23 protein-coding genes are annotated in these 25,384 nt (G+C 36.7%); 20 read left to right on the top strand and 3 right to left on the bottom strand.

From position 1 onward, the window contains the following. The first annotated feature begins 384 nt into the window (after positions 1-384). From K9V48_RS04465 to K9V48_RS04480, 4 genes are all read left to right on the top strand, one after another. Complete coding sequence (locus tag K9V48_RS04465) at positions 385-1,062, top strand: response regulator transcription factor (protein ID WP_224137298.1); 678 nt, start codon at positions 385-387, stop codon at positions 1,060-1,062. Then, a complete protein-coding gene (locus K9V48_RS04470) occupies positions 1,059-2,438 on the top strand; it encodes a sensor histidine kinase (protein ID WP_224137299.1) in 1,380 nt (459 codons plus the stop codon). The genes K9V48_RS04465 and K9V48_RS04470 overlap by 4 nt, the downstream gene beginning before the upstream one ends. A 157-nt stretch (positions 2,439-2,595) precedes the next feature. Then, positions 2,596-3,699 carry an ABC transporter permease gene (locus K9V48_RS04475; RefSeq protein ID WP_224137352.1) on the top strand — a complete coding sequence of 368 codons (1,104 nt, stop codon included), beginning with the start codon at positions 2,596-2,598 and terminating at the stop codon, positions 3,697-3,699. Continuing rightward, the gene (locus K9V48_RS04480) at positions 3,699-4,388 is read left to right on the top strand and encodes an ABC transporter ATP-binding protein (RefSeq protein ID WP_263432718.1); all 690 of its coding nucleotides are present in this window, start codon (positions 3,699-3,701) and stop codon (positions 4,386-4,388) included. Before K9V48_RS04475 ends, K9V48_RS04480 begins: the two co-directional genes overlap by 1 nt. A 201-nt stretch (positions 4,389-4,589) precedes the next feature. Here K9V48_RS04480 and K9V48_RS04485 read toward each other — a convergent pair whose 3' ends face one another. Next, positions 4,590-5,501 (bottom strand): TauD/TfdA dioxygenase family protein, encoded by a 912-nt coding sequence (locus K9V48_RS04485; protein ID WP_224137300.1) that lies wholly within the window; start codon positions 5,499-5,501, stop codon positions 4,590-4,592. Positions 5,502-6,035: 534 nt separating this feature from the next. Here K9V48_RS04485 and K9V48_RS04490 point away from each other — a divergent pair. The 5 genes from K9V48_RS04490 (at position 6,036) to K9V48_RS04510 (ending at position 10,627) form a co-directional block, all read left to right on the top strand. Beyond that, the gene (locus K9V48_RS04490; RefSeq protein ID WP_438803865.1) at positions 6,036-7,094 is read left to right on the top strand and encodes an ABC transporter substrate-binding protein; all 1,059 of its coding nucleotides are present in this window, start codon (positions 6,036-6,038) and stop codon (positions 7,092-7,094) included. Positions 7,095-7,106: 12 nt separating this feature from the next. Next, positions 7,107-7,934, top strand: a complete 828-nt coding sequence (locus K9V48_RS04495) for an ABC transporter ATP-binding protein (protein WP_224137302.1) — start codon at positions 7,107-7,109, stop codon at positions 7,932-7,934. A gap of 33 nt (positions 7,935-7,967) precedes the next feature. Next, positions 7,968-8,798, top strand: coding sequence for an ABC transporter permease (locus K9V48_RS04500; protein WP_224137303.1), 831 nt, complete (start codon positions 7,968-7,970; stop codon positions 8,796-8,798). 17 nt (positions 8,799-8,815) lie between these two features. Next, entirely contained in the window at positions 8,816-10,171 is a 1,356-nt protein-coding gene (locus tag K9V48_RS04505; RefSeq protein WP_224137304.1) for an LLM class flavin-dependent oxidoreductase, read from the top strand. Between the two features lie 297 nt (positions 10,172-10,468). Continuing rightward, positions 10,469-10,627, top strand: a complete 159-nt coding sequence (locus K9V48_RS04510) for a hypothetical protein (RefSeq protein WP_181455751.1) — start codon at positions 10,469-10,471, stop codon at positions 10,625-10,627. A 375-nt stretch (positions 10,628-11,002) separates the two neighbouring features. Here K9V48_RS04510 and K9V48_RS04515 read toward each other — a convergent pair whose 3' ends face one another. Further along, positions 11,003-11,557, bottom strand: a complete 555-nt coding sequence (locus K9V48_RS04515; protein ID WP_224137305.1) for a helix-turn-helix domain-containing protein — start codon at positions 11,555-11,557, stop codon at positions 11,003-11,005. Between the two features lie 109 nt (positions 11,558-11,666). Here K9V48_RS04515 and K9V48_RS04520 point away from each other — a divergent pair, with 109 nt between their 5' ends. The 7 genes from K9V48_RS04520 (at position 11,667) to K9V48_RS04550 (ending at position 19,091) form a co-directional block, all read left to right on the top strand. Further along, positions 11,667-12,251 carry a LysE family transporter gene (locus K9V48_RS04520; protein WP_224137307.1) on the top strand — a complete coding sequence of 195 codons (585 nt, stop codon included), beginning with the start codon at positions 11,667-11,669 and terminating at the stop codon, positions 12,249-12,251. A gap of 323 nt (positions 12,252-12,574) precedes the next feature. Beyond that, positions 12,575-13,630 (top strand): LLM class flavin-dependent oxidoreductase, encoded by a 1,056-nt coding sequence (locus K9V48_RS04525; RefSeq protein ID WP_224137308.1) that lies wholly within the window; start codon positions 12,575-12,577, stop codon positions 13,628-13,630. Positions 13,631-14,175: 545 nt separating this feature from the next. Beyond that, positions 14,176-15,039 (top strand): HAD family hydrolase, encoded by an 864-nt coding sequence (locus K9V48_RS04530; protein WP_224137309.1) that lies wholly within the window; start codon positions 14,176-14,178, stop codon positions 15,037-15,039. Between the two features lie 362 nt (positions 15,040-15,401). Next, positions 15,402-16,073: a PspA/IM30 family protein gene (locus tag K9V48_RS04535; protein ID WP_224137310.1), complete on the top strand. Its 672-nt coding sequence runs from the start codon at positions 15,402-15,404 to the stop codon at positions 16,071-16,073. Between the two features lie 27 nt (positions 16,074-16,100). Next, on the top strand, positions 16,101-17,129 hold the full coding sequence (locus tag K9V48_RS04540; RefSeq protein WP_224137311.1) for a TFIIB-type zinc ribbon-containing protein: 1,029 nt from the start codon (positions 16,101-16,103) through the stop codon (positions 17,127-17,129). Continuing rightward, positions 17,123-17,920 carry a TPM domain-containing protein gene (locus K9V48_RS04545; protein ID WP_224137312.1) on the top strand — a complete coding sequence of 266 codons (798 nt, stop codon included), beginning with the start codon at positions 17,123-17,125 and terminating at the stop codon, positions 17,918-17,920. The genes K9V48_RS04540 and K9V48_RS04545 overlap by 7 nt, the downstream gene beginning before the upstream one ends. Positions 17,921-18,110: 190 nt before the next feature. Continuing rightward, a complete protein-coding gene (locus K9V48_RS04550) occupies positions 18,111-19,091 on the top strand; it encodes an SPFH domain-containing protein (RefSeq protein WP_224137313.1) in 981 nt (326 codons plus the stop codon). 549 nt (positions 19,092-19,640) lie between these two features. On the opposite strand, the gene K9V48_RS04555 is transcribed toward K9V48_RS04550, so the two are convergent. Further along, entirely contained in the window at positions 19,641-19,841 is a 201-nt protein-coding gene (locus K9V48_RS04555) for a cold-shock protein (RefSeq protein ID WP_111614797.1), read from the bottom strand. Between the two features lie 822 nt (positions 19,842-20,663). Between K9V48_RS04555 and K9V48_RS04560 the strand changes: the two genes are divergently transcribed. The 4 genes from K9V48_RS04560 (at position 20,664) to K9V48_RS04575 (ending at position 25,366) form a co-directional block, all read left to right on the top strand. Beyond that, positions 20,664-21,068 (top strand): hypothetical protein, encoded by a 405-nt coding sequence (locus K9V48_RS04560; RefSeq protein ID WP_224137314.1) that lies wholly within the window; start codon positions 20,664-20,666, stop codon positions 21,066-21,068. A gap of 1 nt (position 21,069) precedes the next feature. Then, positions 21,070-22,347 carry an ammonium transporter gene (locus K9V48_RS04565; RefSeq protein ID WP_224137315.1) on the top strand — a complete coding sequence of 426 codons (1,278 nt, stop codon included), beginning with the start codon at positions 21,070-21,072 and terminating at the stop codon, positions 22,345-22,347. 405 nt (positions 22,348-22,752) lie between these two features. Further along, positions 22,753-22,818, top strand: coding sequence for a hypothetical protein (locus K9V48_RS04570; RefSeq protein WP_410429660.1), 66 nt, complete (start codon positions 22,753-22,755; stop codon positions 22,816-22,818). A gap of 1,267 nt (positions 22,819-24,085) precedes the next feature. Beyond that, positions 24,086-25,366, top strand: coding sequence for an MFS transporter (locus tag K9V48_RS04575; protein WP_224137316.1), 1,281 nt, complete (start codon positions 24,086-24,088; stop codon positions 25,364-25,366). Positions 25,367-25,384: the final 18 nt, after the last annotated feature.

Genomic DNA, 25,384 nt, shown 5'->3' on the forward strand with positions numbered 1-25,384 from the left:
GAACTATTACCTAGTTATGAAGCGGAATTTGTAGAAAAAAGAAGAGGAATTCTGATTGGATACTTACATCGTCCTTCAAATATTACAATTTTGGAATAATGTATAGTATATTTAATAGGAAGTGAAAAGAAATGATTGCACTTTTAAACCATCGATTATGCAAAAAAACACCTAGATTTTAGCAATGGATTCAATTATGAGACCGTTTTTCAATAGGCTAACGTTCGTTCGGGTTATCAAAGAATAACGTAAGCGATTATACTAGACTTAGTCGAGCATGGATCAAGATATGTTCGGCTTTTTTGATATCCTGCTCCAAACGTTTCTTTTTATATAAACAATAAGGAGACCGCATACTAGATAGACAAGGAGATGCACTCAACGATGATACAGATTTTAATTGCTGATGACGATGCTCATATTCGTGAATTATTGCAGCATACACTTCGAACCGAGGGATATGTCGTTTTTGAAGCAGCTGATGGCGAGGAAGCATCATTGTTACTTACAAAAACACAGATTCATTTAGCTGTTGTCGATGTGATGATGCCAAACAAAGATGGTTATCAACTTTGTGAAGAAATAAGAAATTATTATGATTTTCCGATTATTTTGTTAACAGCTAAAGATCAGCTTTTAGATAAGGAAAAAGGCTTCTCAGTTGGAACGGATGATTATTTGACAAAGCCTTTTGAACCGAAAGAATTATTGTTTCGAATAAAAGCATTACTAAGGCGCTATCAAATGGTGAACGTAGAAAAGATTAGGCTTAACGAAACGATCATTGATCGGAAAAGCTATGAAGTCCAAAGTCAAGGTAAAGTGTTTATGTTACCAATGAAAGAGTTTGAATTACTCTCTCAGCTCGCCAGTTATCCAGAGCGAATTTTCACGCGGGAAGAGTTGATTCATCTTATTTGGGGATCAGATTTTACTGGTGATGATCGGACGATAGATGTTCATATCAAACGATTGCGTGAGCGTTTTTCTGATCGAGCTGACGATTTTATCATTAAAACAATTCGAGGCGTCGGCTATAAACTGGAGGTCACTAAGAAGTGAAAACTCTTTATTTACGCATTGTAGTTACCACGATCATTGTGATGATTGTAAGCAGTGTCGTGGCCTTTATCTTTTCAAATAGCTATTATCAAATCAGTTTAAAACCGTTTAACGATCAGAAAGTAACACAAATGGTCAAAAATATTGTGGACTTTTATGAAAAGAATCCGAATGTACCGATGGATGATTATTTGGATCATATCGCAGCCTTAGGGTATCAGATTTATTTAGTTGATCAACAAGGACATGGTTCGTTTTATGGTGGGGCATTTAGAAATAAAGAGGTAGATCGAAACATTATAGAGGATGTTTTAAATGGGAATGTCTATCATGGCATCTCCGAATTCCCATCAAAAGCCTTCATTACTGGCTTTTTTGATAATGTGCTCACGAACACGATTGGTATGTCGATAACGGTTGACGGAGAACCATTTGCGCTTTTCGTTCGACCAAATATTAACCAACAATTCGGGGAAATGAGGATCTTTTTTTCTGTCCTTCTCATTTTGACTATTTTGTTAAGTATTCTATTTGTTGCGGTTAGCACCCGTTATCTTGTAAAACCGATTGTCAACTTGACGGAAGCGACGAAAAGAATATCACAAGGAAAATATAATTTTCACCTAAATGTAAAAAGACGTGATGAAATCGGAACATTGGCCGAAAACTTCTCAAAAATGGCAACAAGCATCGAACAGCTTGAAGAAATGCGTCAGGAATTTGTTTCGAACGTTTCACATGAAATTCAATCACCACTAGCTTCGATCCAGGGATTTTCACAAACCTTACAGGCGAAAAATTTAACTGAAGACGAGCAAAAACATTATCTTTCCATTATTGAGGACGAAAGTAGACGACTTTCACAGTTAAGTAAGCAACTACTAACACTAGCCTCCTTAGATAAAGAAGAGATGAATGTAGAGAAAAGCACGTTTGATGTGGCGGCTCAAATGAAACAAGTCGTATTTATGACAGAATGGAGCTGGCGTGAAAAAGAGCTAGCGATTGATATGGACCTTCCTTCAATCCTTCTTCATGCTGATCAAAAATTACTGCATCAAGTATGGACAAATCTGTTGACGAACAGTATAAAATATACCGAAAATGGTGGTTCCATTTCCGTTCGTATGACAAAACATGCTAAAGAATGTCACATCGAGATACAGGATACAGGAATCGGTATTGCAGCAACTGATCTTCCTCATATCTTTGACCGTTTTTACAAAGCAGACAAATCTAGAAATCGAAAAGAAGGCAGCAGTGGATTAGGTCTTGCCATTACGAAAAAAATTATTGACCTCCACGATGGAAAAATTCATGTTGAAAGCCAATTAGGGAAGGGAACTGTTTTTCACGTCTATCTTCCTACAATGTAATGTTCTGTTCATCTTCCGTTCATATTCAAATCTTATACTTTAACCATAATAAAAAGAATGAATTGACCGTTTTACCACGGACGTTGATTCATACCTTTCTTATTATTCAATAGAAAAGATTGAAGGTTATATTTTAAGAAATGGAGATGGAATGAATATGTTTCTAGCTTTACGTGAAATGAAGCACGCGAGATTGCGTTACGTATTAATAGGCTTAATCATGATTTTAATTGCATGGCTCGTCCTATTTGTCTCAGGTTTAGCAAAAGGGTTAGCTTCTGATAATGCTTCTGCAATTCAACATTTGAATACAGGTTATTTAGTTCTTCAAAACGAATCTGATAATCGATTAAATCGTTCAATCTTATTGGAGGATACATTGAATGACGTTCATCGCTTTGTCTCTGACGAAGTAGCGACACCACTAGGTATCCGAATGACAACAGTCACTACAACGAATGAATCAGCTAAAAAAGTGGATACCGCTTATTTAGCAATTGATGTGAATGGTAAGCTCGCACCTGACGTAGTAGATGGAAAAATGATGACGAATGAAGCTGCGAATGAAGTCGTTGTGGATACCTCCTTAAAAGATGAAGGATTTAGATTAGGCGATTATGTAAAAGATCAAGCTTCAGGAACAGAATTTAAAATTGTTGGGTTCACAGAAGGTCAATCCTATAGCCATGCACCAGTTATCTTTATGAATTTCAATGATTGGGCTGCCATTAACGAATCGAATCATCTGCGCAAGCCATTTTTTAATGCGATTGCCTTGGATATAACTGAAGATATGGCCCAGAAAATTGACAATGATGTAAGTGGGATTGAGGTAATCAGCAAAGAGCAAGCATTAAAGGGTATTCCTGGTTACCAGGAAGAACAAAGCTCACTACTCATGATGATTGCCTTTCTATTTGTCATTTCAGCATTTGTTTTAGCTGTTTTCTTCTATGTCATAACGATTCAAAAAATGAATCAATTTGGTGTTTTAAAGGCCATTGGTGCAAAATCAAGTTATTTGGCACGTAACATTATGTTTCAGGTCATGGGACTTACCATTGTGAGCTTGATCATCAGTATTGCACTCACTTATGGAGTAGCGTCCATTTTGCCAAGCAGTATGCCATTTGAACTAAGCATCGAATTAGTTCTAGGTAGTTCATTATTATTTATCGTTGTTTCGTTGGTTGGTTCGTTATTATCTTTATACCGTGTGGTAAAAATTGATGCAGTTGAAGCGATTGGGAGGGCTGCATAATGAGCACTAAACTTATCCTAGATAAGATAAATAAGGAATTTGGTGATGGGGATACATCAGTGAAAGTGCTTGAACAAGTTTCATTACAGGTTAAAGCGGGGGAACTTGTCGCAGTCGTCGGTCCTTCAGGGGCGGGGAAAAGTACATTTCTTTCAATTGCTGGGGCATTACTATCTCCATCAAGCGGACGGATTATCCTTGACAATCTAGACATTACAAATCTATCTGCCAAAAAAATGAATCAGATTAGATTGGAAAAAATCGGCTTTATCTTTCAATCGTCGAATTTAATTCCATATTTAACCGTTCGCGATCAATTACTCCTTATATCTGAATTATCAGGAACAAAGAATAAAAAGGCTGAAATAAAAGCGGGCGAACTTCTCGAACGGCTTGGATTAAGCCATCGAAAAAATCATTACCCTGAGAGTCTATCAGGTGGAGAGCGCCAACGGGTTGCGATCGCACGGGCTTGGATGAATGATCCAGAAATCATTCTTGCAGACGAACCAACAGCAAGTCTTGATTCTGAACGGGGGCGCTCTGTCGTCCAAATGCTAGCCGATGAGGTAAAACTACGAGAGAAGGCTGCCATCATGGTCACCCACGATAAAAGAATGCTAGATTTATGTGATCGTGTTGTCTATATTGAAGATGGCAAGTTATCAGAACAACCAAACATTTCGTAGGAGCAGTTTTTATAGTCGAACTTCTTAGTCTTGAGAAGATTCGGCTTTTTTGTTTCAGTTATCTTTTGAAAAATTTTTAATCATGTTTTCGACAAAAATATAGAAATCGCCATTCTTTTTGATTATTTTTACAAAAAGAATGGCGTACTCGGGGACAGAAATAGTTATTCAGCTTAGCTTGACGGCGATGTGGTGGTACATTTACTGAGCACTTCTTACTTTCGTTTTTGTAATACTACGGCGTTCATCTAAACTAACCGGTACATCTCCGTCAATTGTAATTCTACGAACAACTCTTTGTGCATCCCCATAGTCATTTACTGCATAATGCTGTGTTGCACGATTATCCCAAATAACGACATCTCCAGTACTCCATCGCCAGCGTACGGTATTTTCTAATTGTGTAACATGTTCTTGTAGGACAGAAAACAGTTGATATGAATCGGAGGAAGAAAGACCGATAAATTTTTTCACGAAATGACCTAGTAGAAGGTGACGCTCGAAAGTTTCAGGGTGTACATGGACAACTGGATGTTCGGTTTCATATAAAGTGGATGTAAATACGTTATTATAGTGATTTACGGATTCAGAAGAAATTTCGCTGCGTTTTGCTGCATAATCATAATCATTTGAATGTAGTGCCCATAATTGATCAGCAAGACTTCGTAACTCAGCTGGCAGGTTTTCATAAGCAGTGGCTGTATTCGCCCAAACGGTATCACCTCCAACCTCAGGTATCACAACTCCCCGCAAAATCGAGAATTTTGGATATGCGGCTTCAAACGTAACATCTGTATGCCATGAGTTGGCTCGACCACCATGATCTGAATTCAATTCCAAGATATAATTTGATCCGTTCTTAACTGGAACAGTTGGATGAACAACTGGATTTCCAAGTAATCGTGCAAAAGCTTCTTGTTCTTTATCATCTAGATGATTCTGATTCTTGAAGAAAATAACTTTATGCTTTAGTAGTGCGTCGCGAATGGATTTTACTGTGTTAGCATCAAGATTCCCAGAAAGGTTAACACCCGATATTTCCGCACCAATCCGTGCAGCAACTGGTTTTACAACAATTTCTGATTCATTTTGAATTTGTTTGACATCACTCATATTATTGCCTCCTTGTTTGATCCGTTTTAGCGAGCACTAATAATGAACCGATAGTACGAAAGAAAGCCAGAGCATAATCGCTCTGGCTTCCAGGTGACTGGTCAGCTTCTTAATGAATCCAAAATCAGACAATTCTTATCGGTTTAGTGAAATTTTAAAATAATTAGAAGAGTATGTCAATCATTTGTTGAATTTTTTGCTATTTTTTTCTTCTAAAAAAGGGAAGATGTTTGATATTGTTTAGTAAGTAGGAATAGTACTTTTTCAAAACATATAATTGAAAATTGATCGGGGAATTTTTATTTAACTAAATTTTCTGTTGACTATAATTAAAAGACTTGATAATCTAATATTCAAATACTTAGTAATTCAATAGGAAATGTTGGTTCATTGACCGGACAACCGGAGACTTTTCTTTCTTTTTAAGAGATGTCTCCGGTTTTTTTGTATATGAACTTGCTGACCAGTCCACTGGAGGCCTTTGTAGCAAGCGTTATGCGTTTGTTGTAAAGGTTTTTTTCTGTTGAAAGGAAGATGGAGGGGAAGGATTTGAAGAACTTGAAGAGTTGGCGAGTAACTGGAATTTTACTAACTGCTATCTTATCGGTCGTTTTATTGGCTGGATGTCAGGAAAAGAAAACTGTAGCGAAAGGAGAAGGGGAGTATGAAACTCTGAATTTAAAATATGAGGGTAGTGTTGGGACCGTTACTTATCCAGAGTTAGCACAAGATTTAGGATATCTTGATCCTATTAAATTAGAGTGGATTGGAAATACAATCAGTGGACCAGCGTCGATTCAAAATGCTGCGACGGGCGAAACAGATTTTGGCGGTGCCTTTAACGGCGCAATTGCCAAATTGATAGCTAGCGGGGCACCCATTAAATCGGTCATTGGTTATTATGGCAGTGATGAAGATACATTTAGTGGATTTTATGTATTGGATGGCAGTCCGATAAAAGATGCTCGAGATTTAATCGGTAAAAAAGTTGGTATGAACACAATGGGAGCACATCATGAATTCGTTTTAAAAGAATATTTATGGAGAAATGGGCTGACTGAAGAGGAGATAAAGCAAGTGACTTTAGTTGTTGTGCCACCTGTGAATACAGAACAATCACTTCGACAGAAGCAAATTGATGTGGCTGTTTTAGGTGGAATGTTGCGCGATCGAGCATTGGAAAAAGGGGGAATTAGTAAGCTTTTTAGTGATTATGATTTGTTTGATTCCTTTACAGCAGGGAGTCTAGTCTTTACTGAGAAATTTATTAAAGAAAATCCGAATACGGTGAACAAGTTTGTAGAAGCAACAGCAAAAGCCATAGAATGGACCCGGACAACGCCTAGGGAAGAAGTCATTGCTCGGTTTGAAGCGATTATTGAGAAAAGAGGTCGCAAGGAGGATACAGAAACAATTCGATATTGGAAAAGTCCAGGTATAGCAGAGAAGGGTGGCTTTATTCAAGAATCAGAATTCCAAGTATGGGTCGACTGGTTAGAGAAAAGTGGGGAGTTTACAGAAGGGCAAGTAAAATTGACTGATTTATATACGAATGAATTTAATCCTTATAAAGAAGAGATTGATAAAAAATAATGAGGTGAGCATATGACGGACAAAATTCAGTTTGATCATGTAAGTAAGGTTTTTAAAATAAGAGATTCAGATCAAAGAAAGGGAGCGGTTAAAGAGTTTACGGCCATTAAAAATGTTCATTTTTCCGTAAAAAGTGGCGAGTTTCTGTCATTAGTAGGGCCATCAGGATGCGGAAAATCTACGTTGCTTGATCTTTTAGGTGGTTTAACAGAACCAACCTCGGGACAAATTTTACTGGATGGAAAACCGATAGAGGGTCCTGGTTTAGATCGCGGGATTGTCTTTCAACAGTATGCGTTGTTTCCTTGGAAAACAGCGAAAGGAAATATTGAGTTTGGTTTGGAGTCAAAAGGGATACCAAAGAAGGAACGGTCAGAAATTGCCCGTCACTTTTTATCGCTCGTTGGATTATCAGGATTCGAGGAACGTTATCCGCACGAACTTTCAGGTGGAATGAAGCAACGGGTTGCTATAGCTCGGAGTTTGGCTTTTGACCCGGACGTTTTATTAATGGATGAGCCGTTCGCTGCATTAGATGCTCAAACACGGGAAACGTTGCAATCAGAATTGCTTCAAATCTGGGAACAAACAAAAAAGACCATTGTTTTCATTACACATGGAATCGATGAGGCAGTGTATTTAGGACAACGTGTCGCGGTGATGACTTCTCGCCCAGGAACCATCAAACAAATTATGGATAATCAGCTCCATTCAAGCAGTCAGGAAGAAGATTTACGCTCTACAACAGAATTTGCAAAGGCTCGTCACCAGATTTGGGATTTGCTTCGTGAAGAAGTAAGTAAAGCTCAAACGTTTGAGAAGAAGGATCAATCTGCTTGAAAAATTGAATCATACTTTAAAAGAGGTGAAAATATGGCTAGTTTTGATAAATCTGTAACAATTCCCATGCAAACATCGCAAAGAGTTCGTTTTTCTTTTCACTGGACACAAAAGTTTGTGAAACAAACGGCAGTCATTTTTCTTTTACTCGTGCTCTGGGAGGTAGCTCCTAGAATCGAGTTAGTGGACATAACTTTCTTCCCACCTTTTTCAACAGTAGTAGAAGGTTGGTGGGGGTTAGTGATTTCAGGTGAATTGTATGCCCATTTCCAAGCAAGTATTATCCGTTCGCTTATTGGATTTGGATTGGCCATCCTCATTGCGATTCCTTTGGGTCTTGTCATTGGCTGGTATCCGTTCGCAAATGAACTGTTAAACCCAGTGTTAGAGTTGTTTCGAAATACAGCTGCATTGGCTCTATTGCCTGTCTTTATATTACTTCTAGGTATTGGGGAGACATCCAAAGTTTCCATTGTTTTATTTGCATGTATTTTTCCGATTCTTTTAAATACGATTAACGCCGTTAGAAATGTTGATCCATTGCTAATAAAATCAGCCAAATCAATGGGGTTACCATCCTACAAGTTGTTTTATAAAGTCATTTTGCCTGCTTCAATTCCGACTATTTTTACAGGAATACGTATGGCAGGTACATCCTCTATTCTTGTGTTAATTGCTGCCGAAATGGTTGGAGCCAAGGAAGGGTTGGGCTATTTAATTAATTATGCTCAGATGAATTTCCAAATCCCTCAAATGTATGCAGGTATAATGACAATTTCTATTTTAGGTTTTGTACTAAATTTTATGTTAGTTTCATTAGAAAGAAAATTCTCAAGCTGGAAGACAAATCCTAACGAAAAATAAAGAAAGAAGGTAATCAAATGACTAAAGTGAAGCAGGAAATGAAATTAGGAGCATTTTTTATGATACCGGGGCATCATGTCGCAGCTTGGAGACATCCGAAAGCAGAAGCTCATCATGTGATGACATTTGATTTTATCAAAAGGCTAGCTCAAACAGCTGAGCGTGGTAAGTTTGATATGATATTTCTTGCGGACGGTTATGCGGTGAGAGCAAAAAATCAAAAGGTATTAGAGCAAACTGTGAATACTTTATTTGAACCATTTACACTTTTATCTGCACTTTCCGCGGTCACGAAGCATGTCGGGCTTGCAGGGACGGTTTCGACTACCTATAATGAGCCATTTAATGTGGCGCGTAAGTTTGCATCTCTTGATCATCTGAGTACTGGTCGTGCGGCGTGGAATGTGGTGACATCAAATACGGAAGCGGAGGCGCGCAACTTTAACCAAGATCATCACTTACTTCATTCGAAGCGTTATGAACGTGCTGAAGAGTTTGTTGATGTTGTCACGAAACTTTGGGATAGTTGGGAAGATGAAGCTCTAGTTTTTGATAAAGAGTCGTCGCAATTTGCGGATTCTTCCAAAATACATTCGGTTAATCATAAAGGAGAATGGTTTTCCGTTGAAGGACCGTTAAATGTCTCTCGTCCAGTGCAAGGACATCCTGTTGTGATCCAGGCTGGTTCGTCTGAAGCAGGGAAGGAGCTTGCGGCACGTACTGCTGAAGTCATTTTCACCGCTTGGCAAACACTTGAAGAAGCTCAAGCATTTTATGCCGATGTTAAAGGAAGAATGGCGAAATATGGGCGATCTCCAGATGAGTTGAAAATCATGCCTGGTGTCTTTCCAGTCATTGGTAGAACGGAGGAAGAAGCAGAAGAGGATAAGGTGTTGCTTGCGGAGCTCATCCCAGAGGAGGCGGGGATTTCCCTCTTATCAGGAATGATAAGTGTTGATTTATCAGACTACCCAATGGATGGGCCATTACCGGATCTGCTCGAATTGGATCAGGTAAACGGTGGGAAGAGTCGCTTCAAGTTATTGAAGGATCTTGCTGATCGCGAAGGGTTGACGATTCGTAAATTGTATCAATGGATTGCTGGTGCTCGTGGGCATAGAGAAATTAAAGGTACCCCTGAGCAAATTGCGGATCAGATGCAGGAATGGTTTGAAAATGAGGCAGCAGATGGATTCAATATAATGCCTCCTTATTTACCAGGTGGCTTGGATGATTTCGTTGACCAGGTCATTCCAGTGCTACAACAACGTGGATTGTTCCGTACAGAGTACACTGGTAGCACCTTACGCGAGAATTTAGGATTGAAACGACCAGCGAACACTCTAATTAATAAAGTAAAAGAAACAATTTAAACAATGGGTTTTGTATTTAAATCTATTAAGTAGATTACAAGTTAGTTTAAAGAATATCATATTAAACTCGTACAATAGTTCAAGAGTGAGTCCCCCAATAAGTGATAAAGCTCGCCTCGATAAATAAGATTTTATCTGTAAACAAACTTTTTAAAAATGTAAATGAATTGTAACAATTCAAACGGTCATAAAGGTGGTATAATCATCCGTGTTAGCAATAACAATATTCCTACTAGTTGCAACTTTGACTAAAAATAGGGATATAAAATTATCATTCAATTGGGGGAGACTTATTTAATGTGGGTAATTACTGTCTATTCGGAAGGAAATGCTAAAATGTTTGAATTTGATACGGAAAAGGAAGCAAGAATGGCTTTCGAGAATATTCAAGGTTGTAAGATTCTTTCTGAGGTTGTCTACTTTAATGATCCTTGTTTTTCTTTAGTTGCTGGTTAAGTTCTTCTTTATGATAATCAAGGATTAATAGGGCTGAAACCAAGAAGTAAACTTTTACCCAAATATTAAACAGTCTAAAAGAATCCATTTAGCACTCATTCGATGACTTCGGTTTTTGTTCCGGAGTCATTTTATTTTCTTTGATATCGTTGGTGATCATTACATCAAGAATGAATCGATCATTCATCTTATTAGCTCTTCAAGTGTTCTTTCCTTTTTATCTCCTCCATTTTTATAAACTTTCTCCTTTGCAAGAAATAAAAATATAAAAGAGATTTTCATCTTATCTTAGAATTTATCAAAAAAACACAGTTTAATCATTTAAATTACCAAATAAAATTAGAAAAAACCCCAGTTCTAGTGGAACGGGGTTTTTTAAGTTGGATAATATAAGATCATACTTAATCGAGCTAATGTTTCCCCTGAGTTATGATAGGTATGTGGTCTGTCAGCTTTGAATTTGATAGAATCACCATTTTTAAGTGTATATTCATTATTATTTACACTTACAGTTAGTTCACCTTCAAAAACAGTTATGAACTCTTCAGTTCCTTCTCTGTGCGAATCAGAACTTAGGATTCCACTTTTTTCTATCTCGACTGAATAAACTTCAAAACGCTTATTATCTTCAAAGGGAAAGTAGGGATAGACTCGATATTTCCCATTGTCTTCAGATAATGTTTGAATTTCATTTCTTAAAACAACTATTGTATCCGGCTGCGGATTATTTATTAATGAAGTAAAAGAAATCTTTAATCCATTGGCTATTTTCCAAATAGTTGTAATTGTAGGACTCGATTCCCCTCTTTCAATTTGGCCTATCATCGTTTTACTTACCCCAGTTAATTCTGCAACCTTTTCAAGACTTAATTTCTTACTTTCTCTTAAGGCCTTTAAATTCTTTGCAATAATAAGATTGATTTCCTCCATAAACACACCCCTCATTTACAATATAACGTCTGTATTGTACAATAAAAAGTAAGACGTTATAATGCTCTTTTTAGTCATTATAACATACATAAAAGTGGGGGAGTCCATCATGCCTTTATTATCGTTTTTGCTATATGTTTTTGTTACAAGTTTTACACCAGGTCCCAATAATATTATGGCAATGTTATTTGCTAATAAATACGGGTTAAAAAAGACAATTAGATTTTGTTTAGGAGTAGGTGCAGGTTTCTTTGTAATAATGTTATTGTGTAGTTATTTTAATCTATTGCTTGAAGATTTCATTCCAAAAATAGAATTTATTATGACTATCCTAGGTACAATCTATATGTTGTATCTGGCTATGAAAATTATTACTAGTAAAAATATTGATAAGGACAATAGTAGGGACAAGAATAACAGTTTTTTAACAGGTATGCTTTTACAATTCATAAATCCGAAAGGTATATTATATGGAATAACTGCGATATCAACCTTCATCCTTCCGTATCACACTTCGAATTTCAGCTTACTATTTTATTCATTATTTCTGGCTTTTGTTGGTTTTTTGAGTACTTTTTGTTGGAGTCTATTTGGTTCGACTTTTCAGACGTTCTTATCAACGTATAGAAGTCAGTTTAATGTAATTATGGCTTTGTTATTAGTATATAGTGCAATTTCGATTCTTGTAGAATAAAACAGGCTTCTTGTTAAACTACCATGAAGATAAACTTTAGTAACTTAGGGAAAAAGGCAATACTAAAGGAGATGTATCTTATTCATTACCTTTTAAGATGATGGAAATAAGGAGAGAAAAATGAGATTATTAGATCAATGAATGGAAAACTCGAAGTATTGGCTTCGTTGTGAAATGGGACTTATCTAATTAGAAGGCAAAGAATATTTCCTTGAGATGCAGAATAGAGTAACTTTTATACTTAACTTTATGACCGATAAAAATGATGACATTTTGATTGTCGCTGTGGACGAAACCAATAGATAACGCAGGAGGTATTTTTAGTGGAAATAGGTGTAAGTACGTTTGTAGAAACAACACCGGATGTTGAAACCGGTGAGGTGATCAGTCATGCACAACGAATACGTGAAGTTATTGAGGAAATTGTACTGGCTGATCAGGTAGGATTAGATGTTTTTGGTGTGGGAGAACATCATCGCAAAGATTATGCGGCGTCTTCTCCAGCCGTTATACTGGCTGCAGCTGCATCACAGACGAAACGGATAAGACTGACAAGTGCGGTTACGGTGCTTTCTTCTGCTGATCCAGTACGAGTGTTTCAGGATTTTTCTACGCTCGACGGAATCTCGAATGGTCGAGCAGAGATCATGGCTGGTCGGGGATCTTTTATTGAATCCTTTCCGTTGTTTGGACAGGATTTAAAAGACTACGATGAGTTGTTTGAAGAGAAACTGGAGTTGTTGTTAAAAATACGAGAGTCTGAGAATGTGACCTGGAAAGGCGGGCACCGGCCAGCCATTCAAAATCGTGGTGTGTATCCGCGACCAGAACAAAATCCTTTACCCGTTTGGATTGGCAGTGGCGGTAATTCTGATTCAGTGATCAGAGCAGGCCTCCTTGGACTTCCGCTCGTTCTAGCGATTATCGGTGGTAGCCCACTACAATTTGAGCCGCTCGTGCAGCTTTATAAGAAAGCAGTCAATCACGCAGGCCACGATATTACGAAATTACCAGTTGCTTCGCATTCGCATGGTTTCGTTGCAGAGACTACGCAAATAGCTGCAGACAAATTTTTCCCATCGACCCAACAAGCAATGAACACGCTAGGACGTGAGCGTGGGTGGGGGCAATATACCCGTTCAAGTTTTGATGCAGCCCGTAGCTTTGAGGGCGCATTGTACGTCGGCGATCCGAAGACAGTTGCTGAGAAAATCATTCACCTTCGTAAGAATGTAGGCATAACACGCTTTATGCTGCACGTACCGGTCGGCACAATGCCTCATGATGATGTGATGAAAGCCATTGAACTGTTAGGAAAAGAAGTAGCACCAATGGTCCGAGAGGAAATTTCCAGATGGGAAGAAGAGAGCAAAGGATAGTAGAAAGCAAAAGATTAAATGAGCGATAGGATGATGTGGGATGGAGGATTTTTGAAGCTGTTACTGGGGTAAATAGTGAATTTCCGCTAAGATAGATGGTGTTTAACATTTATTTATAATTTAATTTTTATAGGTGCTAAATAATAAAATGACGTGTAGGTTACTGCATGTCATTTTGTTATTTTATGGGGGATTTTCTAGCTTCTTTTGATTAAGGTGATATTTGTTAATTTTTATAAAATCAATGCACTATGGTTAATCACCCAAGGAGTTCAATTGTGCCCGAGAACCAGTAAAAAAAGCGAATACGGTAACGGAAAGGCTCCTAATGCTCCCATGGATCAGTTAAAAAGAAAACTCAGGTAACGAAAAGCTTCCGAAAGTCCCCTAGTGCGGTTCGCCGACACTACACTGATATCTAAACGCCAATACTTTCTTCATTAATATGTCAGTGGACATCGATATGGTTTCTTTCATTGAGGTTAGTAATATCGCAGTGTATACTTAACTAGTAAACTCTTTCTACAAGAATAGGGGGAATAGTAGTGGGATTGACACCAAAGGCGATTTTTTTAGATATGGATGGGACAATATTAAATCATCAAAATAAGGTGAGTATTCGTACAAAAGAAATTATTGATAACTTACGAAACGAGGGTATATTCGTTTTTATAGCTACAGGTAGAGCTGTTGAGGAAATAGCGGGGTTAGTGCCTGAAGGCTTTCAAGTAGATGGGGTAATTACTTCAAATGGTATGGCGGGTTATGTAGGGAATAAAGAAGTATTTAAACATTCACTAGAGCTTGAATTGGTGGAAACCATTATTGAAAAGGCAAGAGAAAACAAAGTGTACTATGAGCTTTTTCCATATGGAACATCACGAGTTATATTAAATCAAGATAAACAATATGTAGAAAATGAAATTAGAGATCCAAAGCCAGACGGTGTTGAGATGAATGAGTGGCTTTCACGTAAAGATGCACTGAAAGGAAAAATTGCGTGGATCGATAATATCGAGGGTAATGAATTTTCAAAGTTTTATTTTTTTGCTAGAACAAAAGAACATATAAATAGATGGAAAGCCGAGCTTGAACAATTAAAGCAAGAAAAGGACTTCACTACCTCTACATCATCTGATATTAATGTTGAAGTGATGGTTGCGAACGTGAACAAAGCAACAGGGATCAAACAGATGCTAAAGTATTTTAATTTGTCTGAGGAGGAAACTCTGGCAATTGGTGATAGTAATAATGATATACAAATGTTACAGTTTGTTAGTCATGCCGTGGCAATGAAAAATGCATCAGATCACATTAAAGATATCGCCGATGACATAACGGAACTCACTTGTGATGAAGACGGGGTATACCATTATCTTAAATCGAACATTTTGGCAGTGAAAATTTAGCCGTACAAAATTCAATTTAACAAAAGCTAATAATAACCTCGATGGATTCAGCCATTCGAGGTTTTTTTCATGACAAAACAAACAAATTCGGGTCGGATATAATTCGCTATCCAAGATTCCTAACGATGATTCTACAAGGGTTTAACAGTGAAGACAATCCAACATTGACAGTTTATTTTATTGAAACTTTATGTTATACAATCCGTATTAGTAATGAATTGAAATTATTTCGTTAGGCTTACAGTATTAAGGAATGTAGTAGCGCTTAATTTTGTGAAACTACGCGATTGGTAGTTCCTTTAGAGATTGGATGATTCCAATGTGGTTAACTGCCTATAAATGTCGAAGAAAGGATTGGCTCGATGAGTATATTACAAAGATTTAAAGCGATTATGTCAAGTAATCTTCATGACTTATTAGATAAGACCAAGAATAATGAAAAGACGATTGATCAATATGTACGAACAATTCAACTTGACTTAGGTAAAGTGAAATCTGAGAAGGCTACGATGATTGCAGAAGAACAAAGAGCAAAAAGAGCTTTAGATGAATGCAAAGCGGAAATGAATAAAATGGAAAAATACGCAATGAAGTCAATTGAATCAGGCAATGAAGAGAATGCCAGAAAATTTCTCGAGAAAAAAGCTGTGTTAGGAGCGAATGCATCCACATTAGAAGTGAAATATAACGAGGCTACTATTAATATGGATCAAATGCGACAAATGCATAATAAACTGATTGCTGACTTACGAGAGTTAGAAGCACGGGGAAACATGATCAAAGCTAAGGCGTCAATGACCAAAATCCAAGAGAAAATGAATGAAATCAACGGACCATCAATTGGAAATTATTCAATCTCGAATTTTGGGAAAATGGAAGAAGAGGTAGACCGAGCTTTTGAAGAAGCCAATGCCAAAGCAGAGTTAAACAAAAACCCTCTGGATAACATAAAAGATCTATCAGTAAAATATGATGAGTGTACAGTGGATGATGAGTTAGCTGCCCTTAAGGAGCAACTAAAAAAGAACGAATAACAGATTGATCAAGGGAGGTGGAAGAGGATGGTCATCCAATATAAATGCCCAAATTGTGGAGATGATATGGCCTTTGATAGTGAATCTGGCAAATTATCATGCCATAGTTGCGGAAGAAAAGATAATATTGAAAGTTTTAAAGATGAATTTATCGTGACCACCTTTTCAGAGGATGAAGCAAAAGAGTACATCTGCAATAATTGTGGAGCTGTGGTCATTACAGATACCGATACAACGGCAACCTCGTGCAGCTTTTGTGGAGCAGGAGTTGTTCTCGGGGATAGGTTATCCGGCGCTTTAGCCCCAGCAAAAGTTATTCCTTTTACAGTTAGTAAAGAAGAAGCGATGGATGCTTTTCGAAAATGGTGTAAAAATGGTCGATTAACTCCAAGAGGATTTATGACTGCTGATCGAATCAAAGGAATAACTGGTATTTATGTTCCGTTTTGGATGTACGATTTGGAGAGCGCAGCGAAAATTAATGCAGTAGGTACAAAGGTTCGTACATATACGCAAGGAGAATACATTTATACAGAGACGAGTTATTATGATGTATATCGTGATATCAAAATGAATTATGTAAAAGTACCTGTTGATGCCTCTGAAAAAATGAACGATGAAATGATGGATAAATTAGAGCCATATGATTATAGGAGTTTAAAAAATTTTAAAACCCCTTATCTTGCTGGGTATTTTGCAGAAAAATATAACTATAATGATGACGAGTTGCTCTCTCGTGTCAAATCAAAAGTAAACTCGTATATCAATTCTTACATAAGCTCGACGATAACTGGTTATGCATCTGTTCAATATAAAAATCAAGATATTGAGACAAAGAAAAAGCATAGTTATTATGTACTTCTTCCAATTTGGATGATTTATTATGATTATGATAAACATGAACATACTTTTGCCATGAACGGTCAGACGGGTAAAGTCGTAGGGAAACCTCCTATTAGCTTCGGTAAGATTGCAGCGTGGTTTGGGGGAGTTGCCAGTAGCACATTTATCGTACTAAAACTTGTCTCATACCTTCTTGGAGGTGGACTATGGTGAGAAGGGAAAGCTGTTTCAAAGTAATTCTCATATTTTTTGTCTTATCTCTTTTTCTACCGCTTTTCTTGAATAGTGATGTTGCAGCTTCTGACACAAAGCAAAACATTTATGATTTTGCATCTCTTTTGGCTGATGAAGAAGTGGCGGAACTCGAGGATTTGGCAAATAAATATGGGGCAAAGCGTGAAACATCCTTTATTATCCTAACGACCAATGATACTGGAGGCAAGGATATAGTAGACTATATGGAAGATTTTTATGATGAGAAAGCGCTGGGGTATGATAAACCTCATGGTAACACGGCAATTCTGACAATCGATATGAAAAATAGAGACGTGTATTTGGCTGGTTTTTATAAAGCTGAAGAATATTTGGATGATAGTAGACTTGATCTTATTCGTGAAAAAATCACTCCGGATTTATCGGATGGAAACTATTATGATGCATTCCATACCTTTATTGAAACCTCTTCAAAGTATATGGGGATTAGGCCAGGAGTAAATCCCGATAATCCTTTGTTTAACCTTTGGTTTCAAACTTTAATTTCTCTTGGAATTGCCGGTATTGTTGTTGGTTTGATGTTGTACAGCTCTGGTGGAAAAATTACGGTTAATGATCGTACATACATGGATGCCGGTAGTTCGAAGGTGTTAGATAGAAGAGATGCCTATTTAAGAACTACTGTAACGAAACAGAGAAAACCATCGAATAATAATAACAACGGTGGTGGAGGTGGTGGTGGTGTTTCAAGAGGAGGCCACTCACATAGTGGAAGTCGGGGCGGTTTCTAGATTGTCTTCATAAAATATATCTATAAAATAATGGAAAAACGACTTGGAAAAGTAGGAAACATGGGGCGGAGCACGATCAAAGTAAATGCTTGAAGTTATTGTATCTCTCGCTAGCTGCCAATGGGGATAAAGAAAAGCGCACTGATGGCTGTCCCACATATTTTTTTGAATGAAAGGATTTGAATTTAAGATGGTGTTTTTTAGAGGGCAATTTGCCAATGTAGTGGAATGGGAAGAATTCAGAGACGATATGATTTTTTGGAAGTGGAGTAACCGCGAAATCAAAAAAGGGAGCAAACTGATTATCCGCCCAGGACAGGATGCGATCTTTTTAAATAACGGTAAAATCGAAGGGGTTTTTCATGATGATGGTGAATACAACGTCGAATCCCAGATTACCCCATTTTTATCGACGTTAAAAGGCTTTAAGTTTGGTTTTAACAGTGGGATGAGGGTGGAAGTATTATTTGTTAATACGAAGGAGTTTGTCGTTAAATGGGGAACGAAAAATGCGATTAACATCCCGACCCCTGAACTTCCTGGGGGCATGCCTATTCGTGCAAATGGTACGTTTCAATTTAAAGTCAATGACTATATAGCTTTAATTGATAAAATTGCCGGAGTGAAAAACAGTTATCTTGTAGAGGATGTAAAAATAAGGATTACTGCAATTCTCGATCAGCTCTTAATGAAATGGATTAGCCAAGAAGGAAAAAATATGTTTAATCTCCAAGCAAATTCATTTGAAATTGCGAACGGGATTAGAGACGATCTTGATATGCAAATCATCGATAGTGGCATGACGATTACAGGATTTACGATCATGAGCTTCAACTATCCAAAAGAAATTCAAGAAATGATTACAAAAAATGCATCCCATGGAATGATAGGAGATCTTGGAAGGTATCAACAGGTTTCTATGACAGATGGAATTGCTTCTGGGAAAGTTAAAGGCGGAGGCGCCGCTTCAGATATGGCTGGAATGATGATGGGAATGAATATGGCCAATGAAATGATGAAAAATATGAAGCAAAACCAAGAGGAAAGTACATCCAAGCAAGAAACTCAAGCAGTGACTACGAATCAGAAAAAGCCAAATTTCTGTCCTAACTGTGGCGAAAAAACAAGCGGTGCAAATTTCTGCTCTAATTGTGGGCAAAAATTAGTTTAAACTGATTAATGCCTTTGATCAATCGTTTTTGGCTGGCCAATAGTTAGTATAAAGGGTTTTCTTTTTAGAGTAGAAAAACAAAATAACGATACCAATGTTATGAATTTTCGATACAAAAAGGCAGGGCAATGCTAAATTGATTTTGCTCCTGCTTTTGTAAATACATAGACGCATGTAAAGAAACTTAGGAATATTGATGATACATATGTGGTGCCTGATTTTTAAATTTAGGCAACAGATTGTTCAACTCTTCTTAAGAACAAAACCCCTTTATCACAGTAGAATGTGGTGAAGAGGCTTTGCGTATGCTTATAAAATCTTAATACAAGGAACTTCATTCACCATTTAGTGAAAATTGGGTTGCACCAGGCGCCCAAAGACGATGTCATATTTAATTAATTAGGTATTCGATGATTAATGTGTTATGCTGTATCTAACCATTTAATACTTGTAGCAAGTTGTTTCCCCCCACTTATTAATAAGTGGGGTTTTTATGTTTTATGTTTTTTGGGACAAAAAAAGGACTCTAGATTAGAGTCCTTTAATTAATTACGCTTTGTTTACGTTAATAGCTTGAAGTCCACGTTGACCTTGTTCTGTGTCAAATGTAACTTTTTGGCCTTCGTCTAAAGATTTAAATCCTTCACCTTGGATAGCTGAGAAATGTACGAATACATCTTCTCCACCTTCAACTTCGATGAAACCGAAACCTTTATCTGCGTTAAACCATTTTACTGTACCTTGTTGCATGTGTATTTCCTCCTGCGTGGATATATTCCACAATTTATTACTATAGTTGCTCAATTATATATCAAAGGCGAACAGTTTATATCACTTATTCTTTCCTTGCATACCGAACAAAAATAATTCTTCTTAAGATTAACAGATAATATTTGGAAAAGCAAATATTAATAAGTGATATGAAATTTTAATATGAAAAATCTCTACGAAAAGAAGGGATTATGAGTATTTATTAACTGAAAAATGCCATGGGGAAAAGGGAGAGATAACCTAAAACCCTTATTTATTTGTATCAATAAGAAAATGCACAAAATACTACTTTTTTATGCATCCGTTAGGCTTCTTCAGAAGCTGAAAATGTTGATTCTTCAATGATTTATAAAAATCATTCATAATCGATAAAAAACGAGACAAAGCCAATCCCTTGATAGATAAGGGATTGACGTTTTTGCAAACTTTAAATAGTTGCGATTATCTTAACTAGATTTGTATAAATTATTCATTTGATACTTTAGGGTCTTGTTCAACGAACTGGCAGTTTAGTTGCTGTGGAAGCAGAACGTTTTTTTTCTTATTTTCCCAACTACTAATAACAAAAGTGGCAGGAAAAAACAAATCGTTAAGGAAGAAGGTGTCAACGTTTTTGCAAGAAATTGATGTAAATGTACAATATTTGGATGCATAAAGATAGAAAAGTAATTCAAGATAAGGTAATTGAATTAATTAAGTAAATATCCAAAAGGAAAGTGTTCCATTATTTTATCTGTACAAATTCTCTTGAAATTGATATCATGTTAGAAAATATAACATCAATTTGTTAGGAGAATTAACATGGAATTTCGTGATGAATTAAATCGACACTTGAACATTTCTTCAGAGGAAATCATTATGATTTTGCAAAATATAAAAATAATAAACGAACAGGAAGTTAAAGAGATTAAAAGTAAAATTAATAGGTATGAAGATAAGAGAAGGGCAGAAGAAGCATTTTATCAATCGTTATCACCTGTACGGAAATTTTTTGCAAGTCGTCCGCCCAGCCATCATCAAGCAGTTGAATATATTGTTCATGTAAAAGAAAGACTTAAACAAATAGATCGAATAAAACTACGTATATTCGAATTAGATCAAGTGATAGAAAGATGTAAAGAAAGAACCTTTGAAAAAGAGATTGAGTTATCTAGCTTAATGGTCGAAGAAATGATCAAGTATAGGGAAAGTGGAGGATTAGCATAGCATGACTATTGAAACACTTAATTCCGGAATGGATACCATTTGGGTTGTCTTGACCGCTGCAATGATCATTCTTATGGAGGGTGGTTTCGCACTATTAGAAGCAGGGTTTGTAAGGCATAAGAATAATGTAAACATCATTATGAAAGTATTTGTCGATATCACAATAGGCGTACTTTGTTTCTACTTAATAGGCTTTGGTTTTATGTATGGAAGTGATTTATTGGGATTAATCGGTACAAACGGATTTATGCTGAAAGGAGATCTTTCTCATTTAGATCTTTCCATTTCTTTAGATACCTTCTGGTTATTTCAAGGAGCATTTGTCATTGCGGTTATTTCAATTGTATCAGGTGCTGTAGCCGAGCGGATAAATTTTCGTGCCTACATCCTTTATGCGGTTGTGATGACAGCTTTTATTTATCCAATTGCGGGGCATTGGGTTTGGGGCGGTGGATGGATTAGTAAGTTAGGGATGTTGGATTTTGCCGGATCTGCCGTTATACATGCATTAGGAGGTTTTTCTGCATTAGCTGCTGCGATATTTATCGGTCCACGAAAAGGTAAATTCACACCGCAAGGTACAAGTACAATCGCCTTGCCAAGCAACCTCCCGTTAGCCTCAGTAGGCGCTTTTCTACTTTGGTTTGGATGGTTTGGCTTTAATGCTGGAAGTACATTGAGTGCTACGGATGTAAGAATTGGACATATAGCAGTTGTTACCATGCTGTCAGCTGCTTCAGGTGGGGCTGCGACATTGCTTTATACACTGTTTCGATATAAACGCTCTGATGCACCAGCTGTCATTAATGGTTCTTTAGCAGGATTAGTTGGAATAACTGCAGGCTGTGCCTTTGTAAGTGATGAAGTTGCCATCCTAATTGGAGCGGTATCTGGTTTGCTTATGTTATTTGCAACGAATTGGTTGGAATCAAGACGAATTGATGATCCTGTTGGAGCTTTTCCAGTTCATGCTGTTTCCGGGATTTGGGGGACGATAGCTGTAGGGTTATTCTCAACAGATGTTGGACTTTTTTATACTGGAAATTGGCATCTATTAGGTGTTCAACTTTTAGGATTGGTTGTCTTATGTATTTGGGGGTTTGTCCTTACTTGGATTGGGTTATCACTCATCCGAATATGGATACCGGTCCGTTCAACTGAAGAAGAGGAAGAAATGGGCTTAGATATAAGTTATCACGGTGTCCTTGCTGCATATCAGGAAAATGAGTTTATCAATTACCAAGACCATTATACGGAGTTTAATAAGAAAGATGATTAAAGAGGTTATATATGAAATAAACCTTTTATCGTAAAATTGAAGAGACATGACGAAAGTTTCATATGCATTAGGATACGATCGCACTAAAAAGCACCTGCTAATTTCGATCAGAATCTTATTTAAAGGAAATATGAAAGCACTTTCCAGTTAAAAAATTGATAGAATCTAATAGGAGCATATATATGTTCGATTTGCTAATATATCTGAAAATTCAAAGAATTCGAGGCTTAATTAATCTCATGAATTAAGCCTCGAATTCTTTCCTTTATTGCTGGAAAAAGTCAATTTATGCGCTTGCCCAGGAAATTTACATCACGAAAAGTGCTACTACTTAGATAAATTTTATCTATTAAACATTAACTGTCACTGTGAAATGGATGCTTATATGGATTTTAAAATGCTAGGATAAGCTGGAAAGAGATTGGTGATAAAATCCATATGACGAGACAGGAGGTAAGAAACCGAATTTGATTTCTATGTAATTCTACAATCTCTTCACTATTCTTTATCATGTTTAGAAAGTGATGATGGAATAACTTATTAGGAAGGCTGAATAGAACAGTTACTAAAAAACTATTTTATTTGTATGGACCTAACTTTATAGCCAGTTATCACGATTGCCTCTCCAATTGACTGGAAAAGGATGTTACATCTTAAAGCTCGGAAGATAAATGGTCTCTTAAGTTATTTTTAAACAAACGTTTAATTAAGTCGATACTTCCACAAAAACAATCAGAATTAATGATGTATTAGTAAGAAGATGTTCAGATGATACATGTTTTTGAAATTTTTTATTTTTTCACTCAATACTATAGGAATAAAACAATATACTATTGCTTGTAATTAATCAATAAAGAGAGAACCGTTAACTATAAACAGTAGATGCTAATTTTAATATACTCCATTGAAATAAAGAATTATATCAATAATCCGAATGATTTTTCTATTTTTTTACTTTTACCTTAATATTCTCATAAATATTCCCCTATAATACGATCTTATAGGTTTTGGAGTAAATTGATATGTACATCAGTGATAAGGGTATATTTGGTTTAAGTCATCACATCCAAAATCATTGTTAAAAAATAAAGACTATGAGGTGTATGATGAAAGCATTTGACCATGTCCAAAGTGAAAATGTGAATTTACTATTGGAAATATATAATCTTAAACTGTTGTAAGCGAATTGTATTCTAAAAAGGTCCAATTAATGGTGATTATATAACATTTTTAATTAAGTTAGATTTACTTATAAAAATGAATATGTTAAACGATGATCTATCGAAATGCGAAAACAAAATGGGTTTTCAGCGCCATAAGTCTATGATTATGGTTTGACAGTCCGATAAATTGATCGAATGTTAGACGTTGAAGCAAATTGTGAATTTAAAAGCAATCCCGTAAGCAGGGGAGGGTGTTCATAATATTCCTGTCGACAAATGTACAGAGCACGATATTATTTTTTTAATACATCTGGTGCTAATGCTTACGCTGCAAAATGAAATGTTGATTACCACTTTAATGGCTCATCTCGTAACCTTTATGCAAGTGTGCCTTGGACAATGACGCTAGTTGGAAATGTCGAGCAAGTTGACATAAAACAAATGACCAAAAATGAAGACAGACAAATAATATATCCACTTAGTAAATAAATTCCCTCCAAGATAAATAATAAATCCATCAATGAAAATATAGAGTATAATAATAAAAGAATCTAAGGTAACAGGAGTGCAGATAGATGGATAAACAAAATAGCAAGTACAGATGGATCGTCTTTGCCACAGTACTATTCACTTATTTAATTATTGTAAGTCAAAGAACTGCACCAGGATTAATTTCGGACCAATTAATGAAAGATTTTAAAGTGACAGCTTCAACGATTGGTTTACTGTCTAGTATTCAATTTTTTGCATATGCTGGTTTGCAAGTTCCAATCGGAATTTTGTCTGATCGGTTTGGACCTAATATCTTTCTAATTGTTGGAACGCTACTTACTGGTTTAGGTACGGTAATTTATAGTCTTGCTCCGAATGAATCTGTTTTACTTTTTGCAAGATTAATAGTAGGTGCGGGAGATGCGACAATTTGGGTGAATTTAGTTTTAATTTTAAGCCAATGGTTTAAAGGAAATGAATTTATTAAATTACTTGGTATGGCAGGAATGACTGGGAGCCTCGGGTTCCTGATGGCAACAGTCCCTTTTTCAATCTGGATTTCCTTAACGGGCTGGAGAGCTTCATTTTTTACAATGGGAATCATTTTATGCCTTTGTGGAAGCCTTCTTTATTTTGTCCTTGTTGGAAATCCAAAACGTTTGATGAAAAACAAAGCTGTAACCAATTTACCTACTAAAAAAATAGAGAAAAATCGCGAGCGAACGCTTGTTATTTTGCAGCGGATTTTTTCTAATCGCCAAGCTTGGGCAGCATTTTTATGTCACTTTGGCGCTGTAGGTACGTATGTAGGCTTCATCGGTTCATGGGCAGTGCCTTTTGGGATGAATGTATATGAAATGACTCTTTCTGTTGCGAGTCAATTCATTATGATCGGTCTAATAGGGGCCATCATTGGTGCTCCATTAACAAGTTGGATTTCAAGTCGGATGAATTCGATCAAAAAACCGTATATAGTTGTCCATATCATCCTTTTTTTGAGTTGGGCTGCTTTTCTTTTATTTGGCGGGAAGCCACCCGTATTTATCTTAACGATCCTTTTTATCGTGATCGGCTATGGAAATGGTGCAAGTGCCTTAACATTTGCTGTTGTTCGCAAGTCATTTGATGTGAAAGAGGTCGGGGTTGCTTCGGGCTTTGCGAATATGGGTGGGTTTTTAAGTGCCGTCCTACTACCGAGCATTTTCGGGAAAGTATTGGATCATTTTCATACAGCAGAAAGTAGTGTCGGATATCAATACGGTTTTATTATCCCAGTCGTCTTTTCCATTATTGGTTTAATTGGAGGAATCCTCATCAAGGAACAGCCACAAGAAGTAACACAAACAAAGGAACTGAGTGTTTAGTCATATGGATTTGACTCC

It is taken from the genome of Metabacillus rhizolycopersici, from assembly GCF_020075705.1.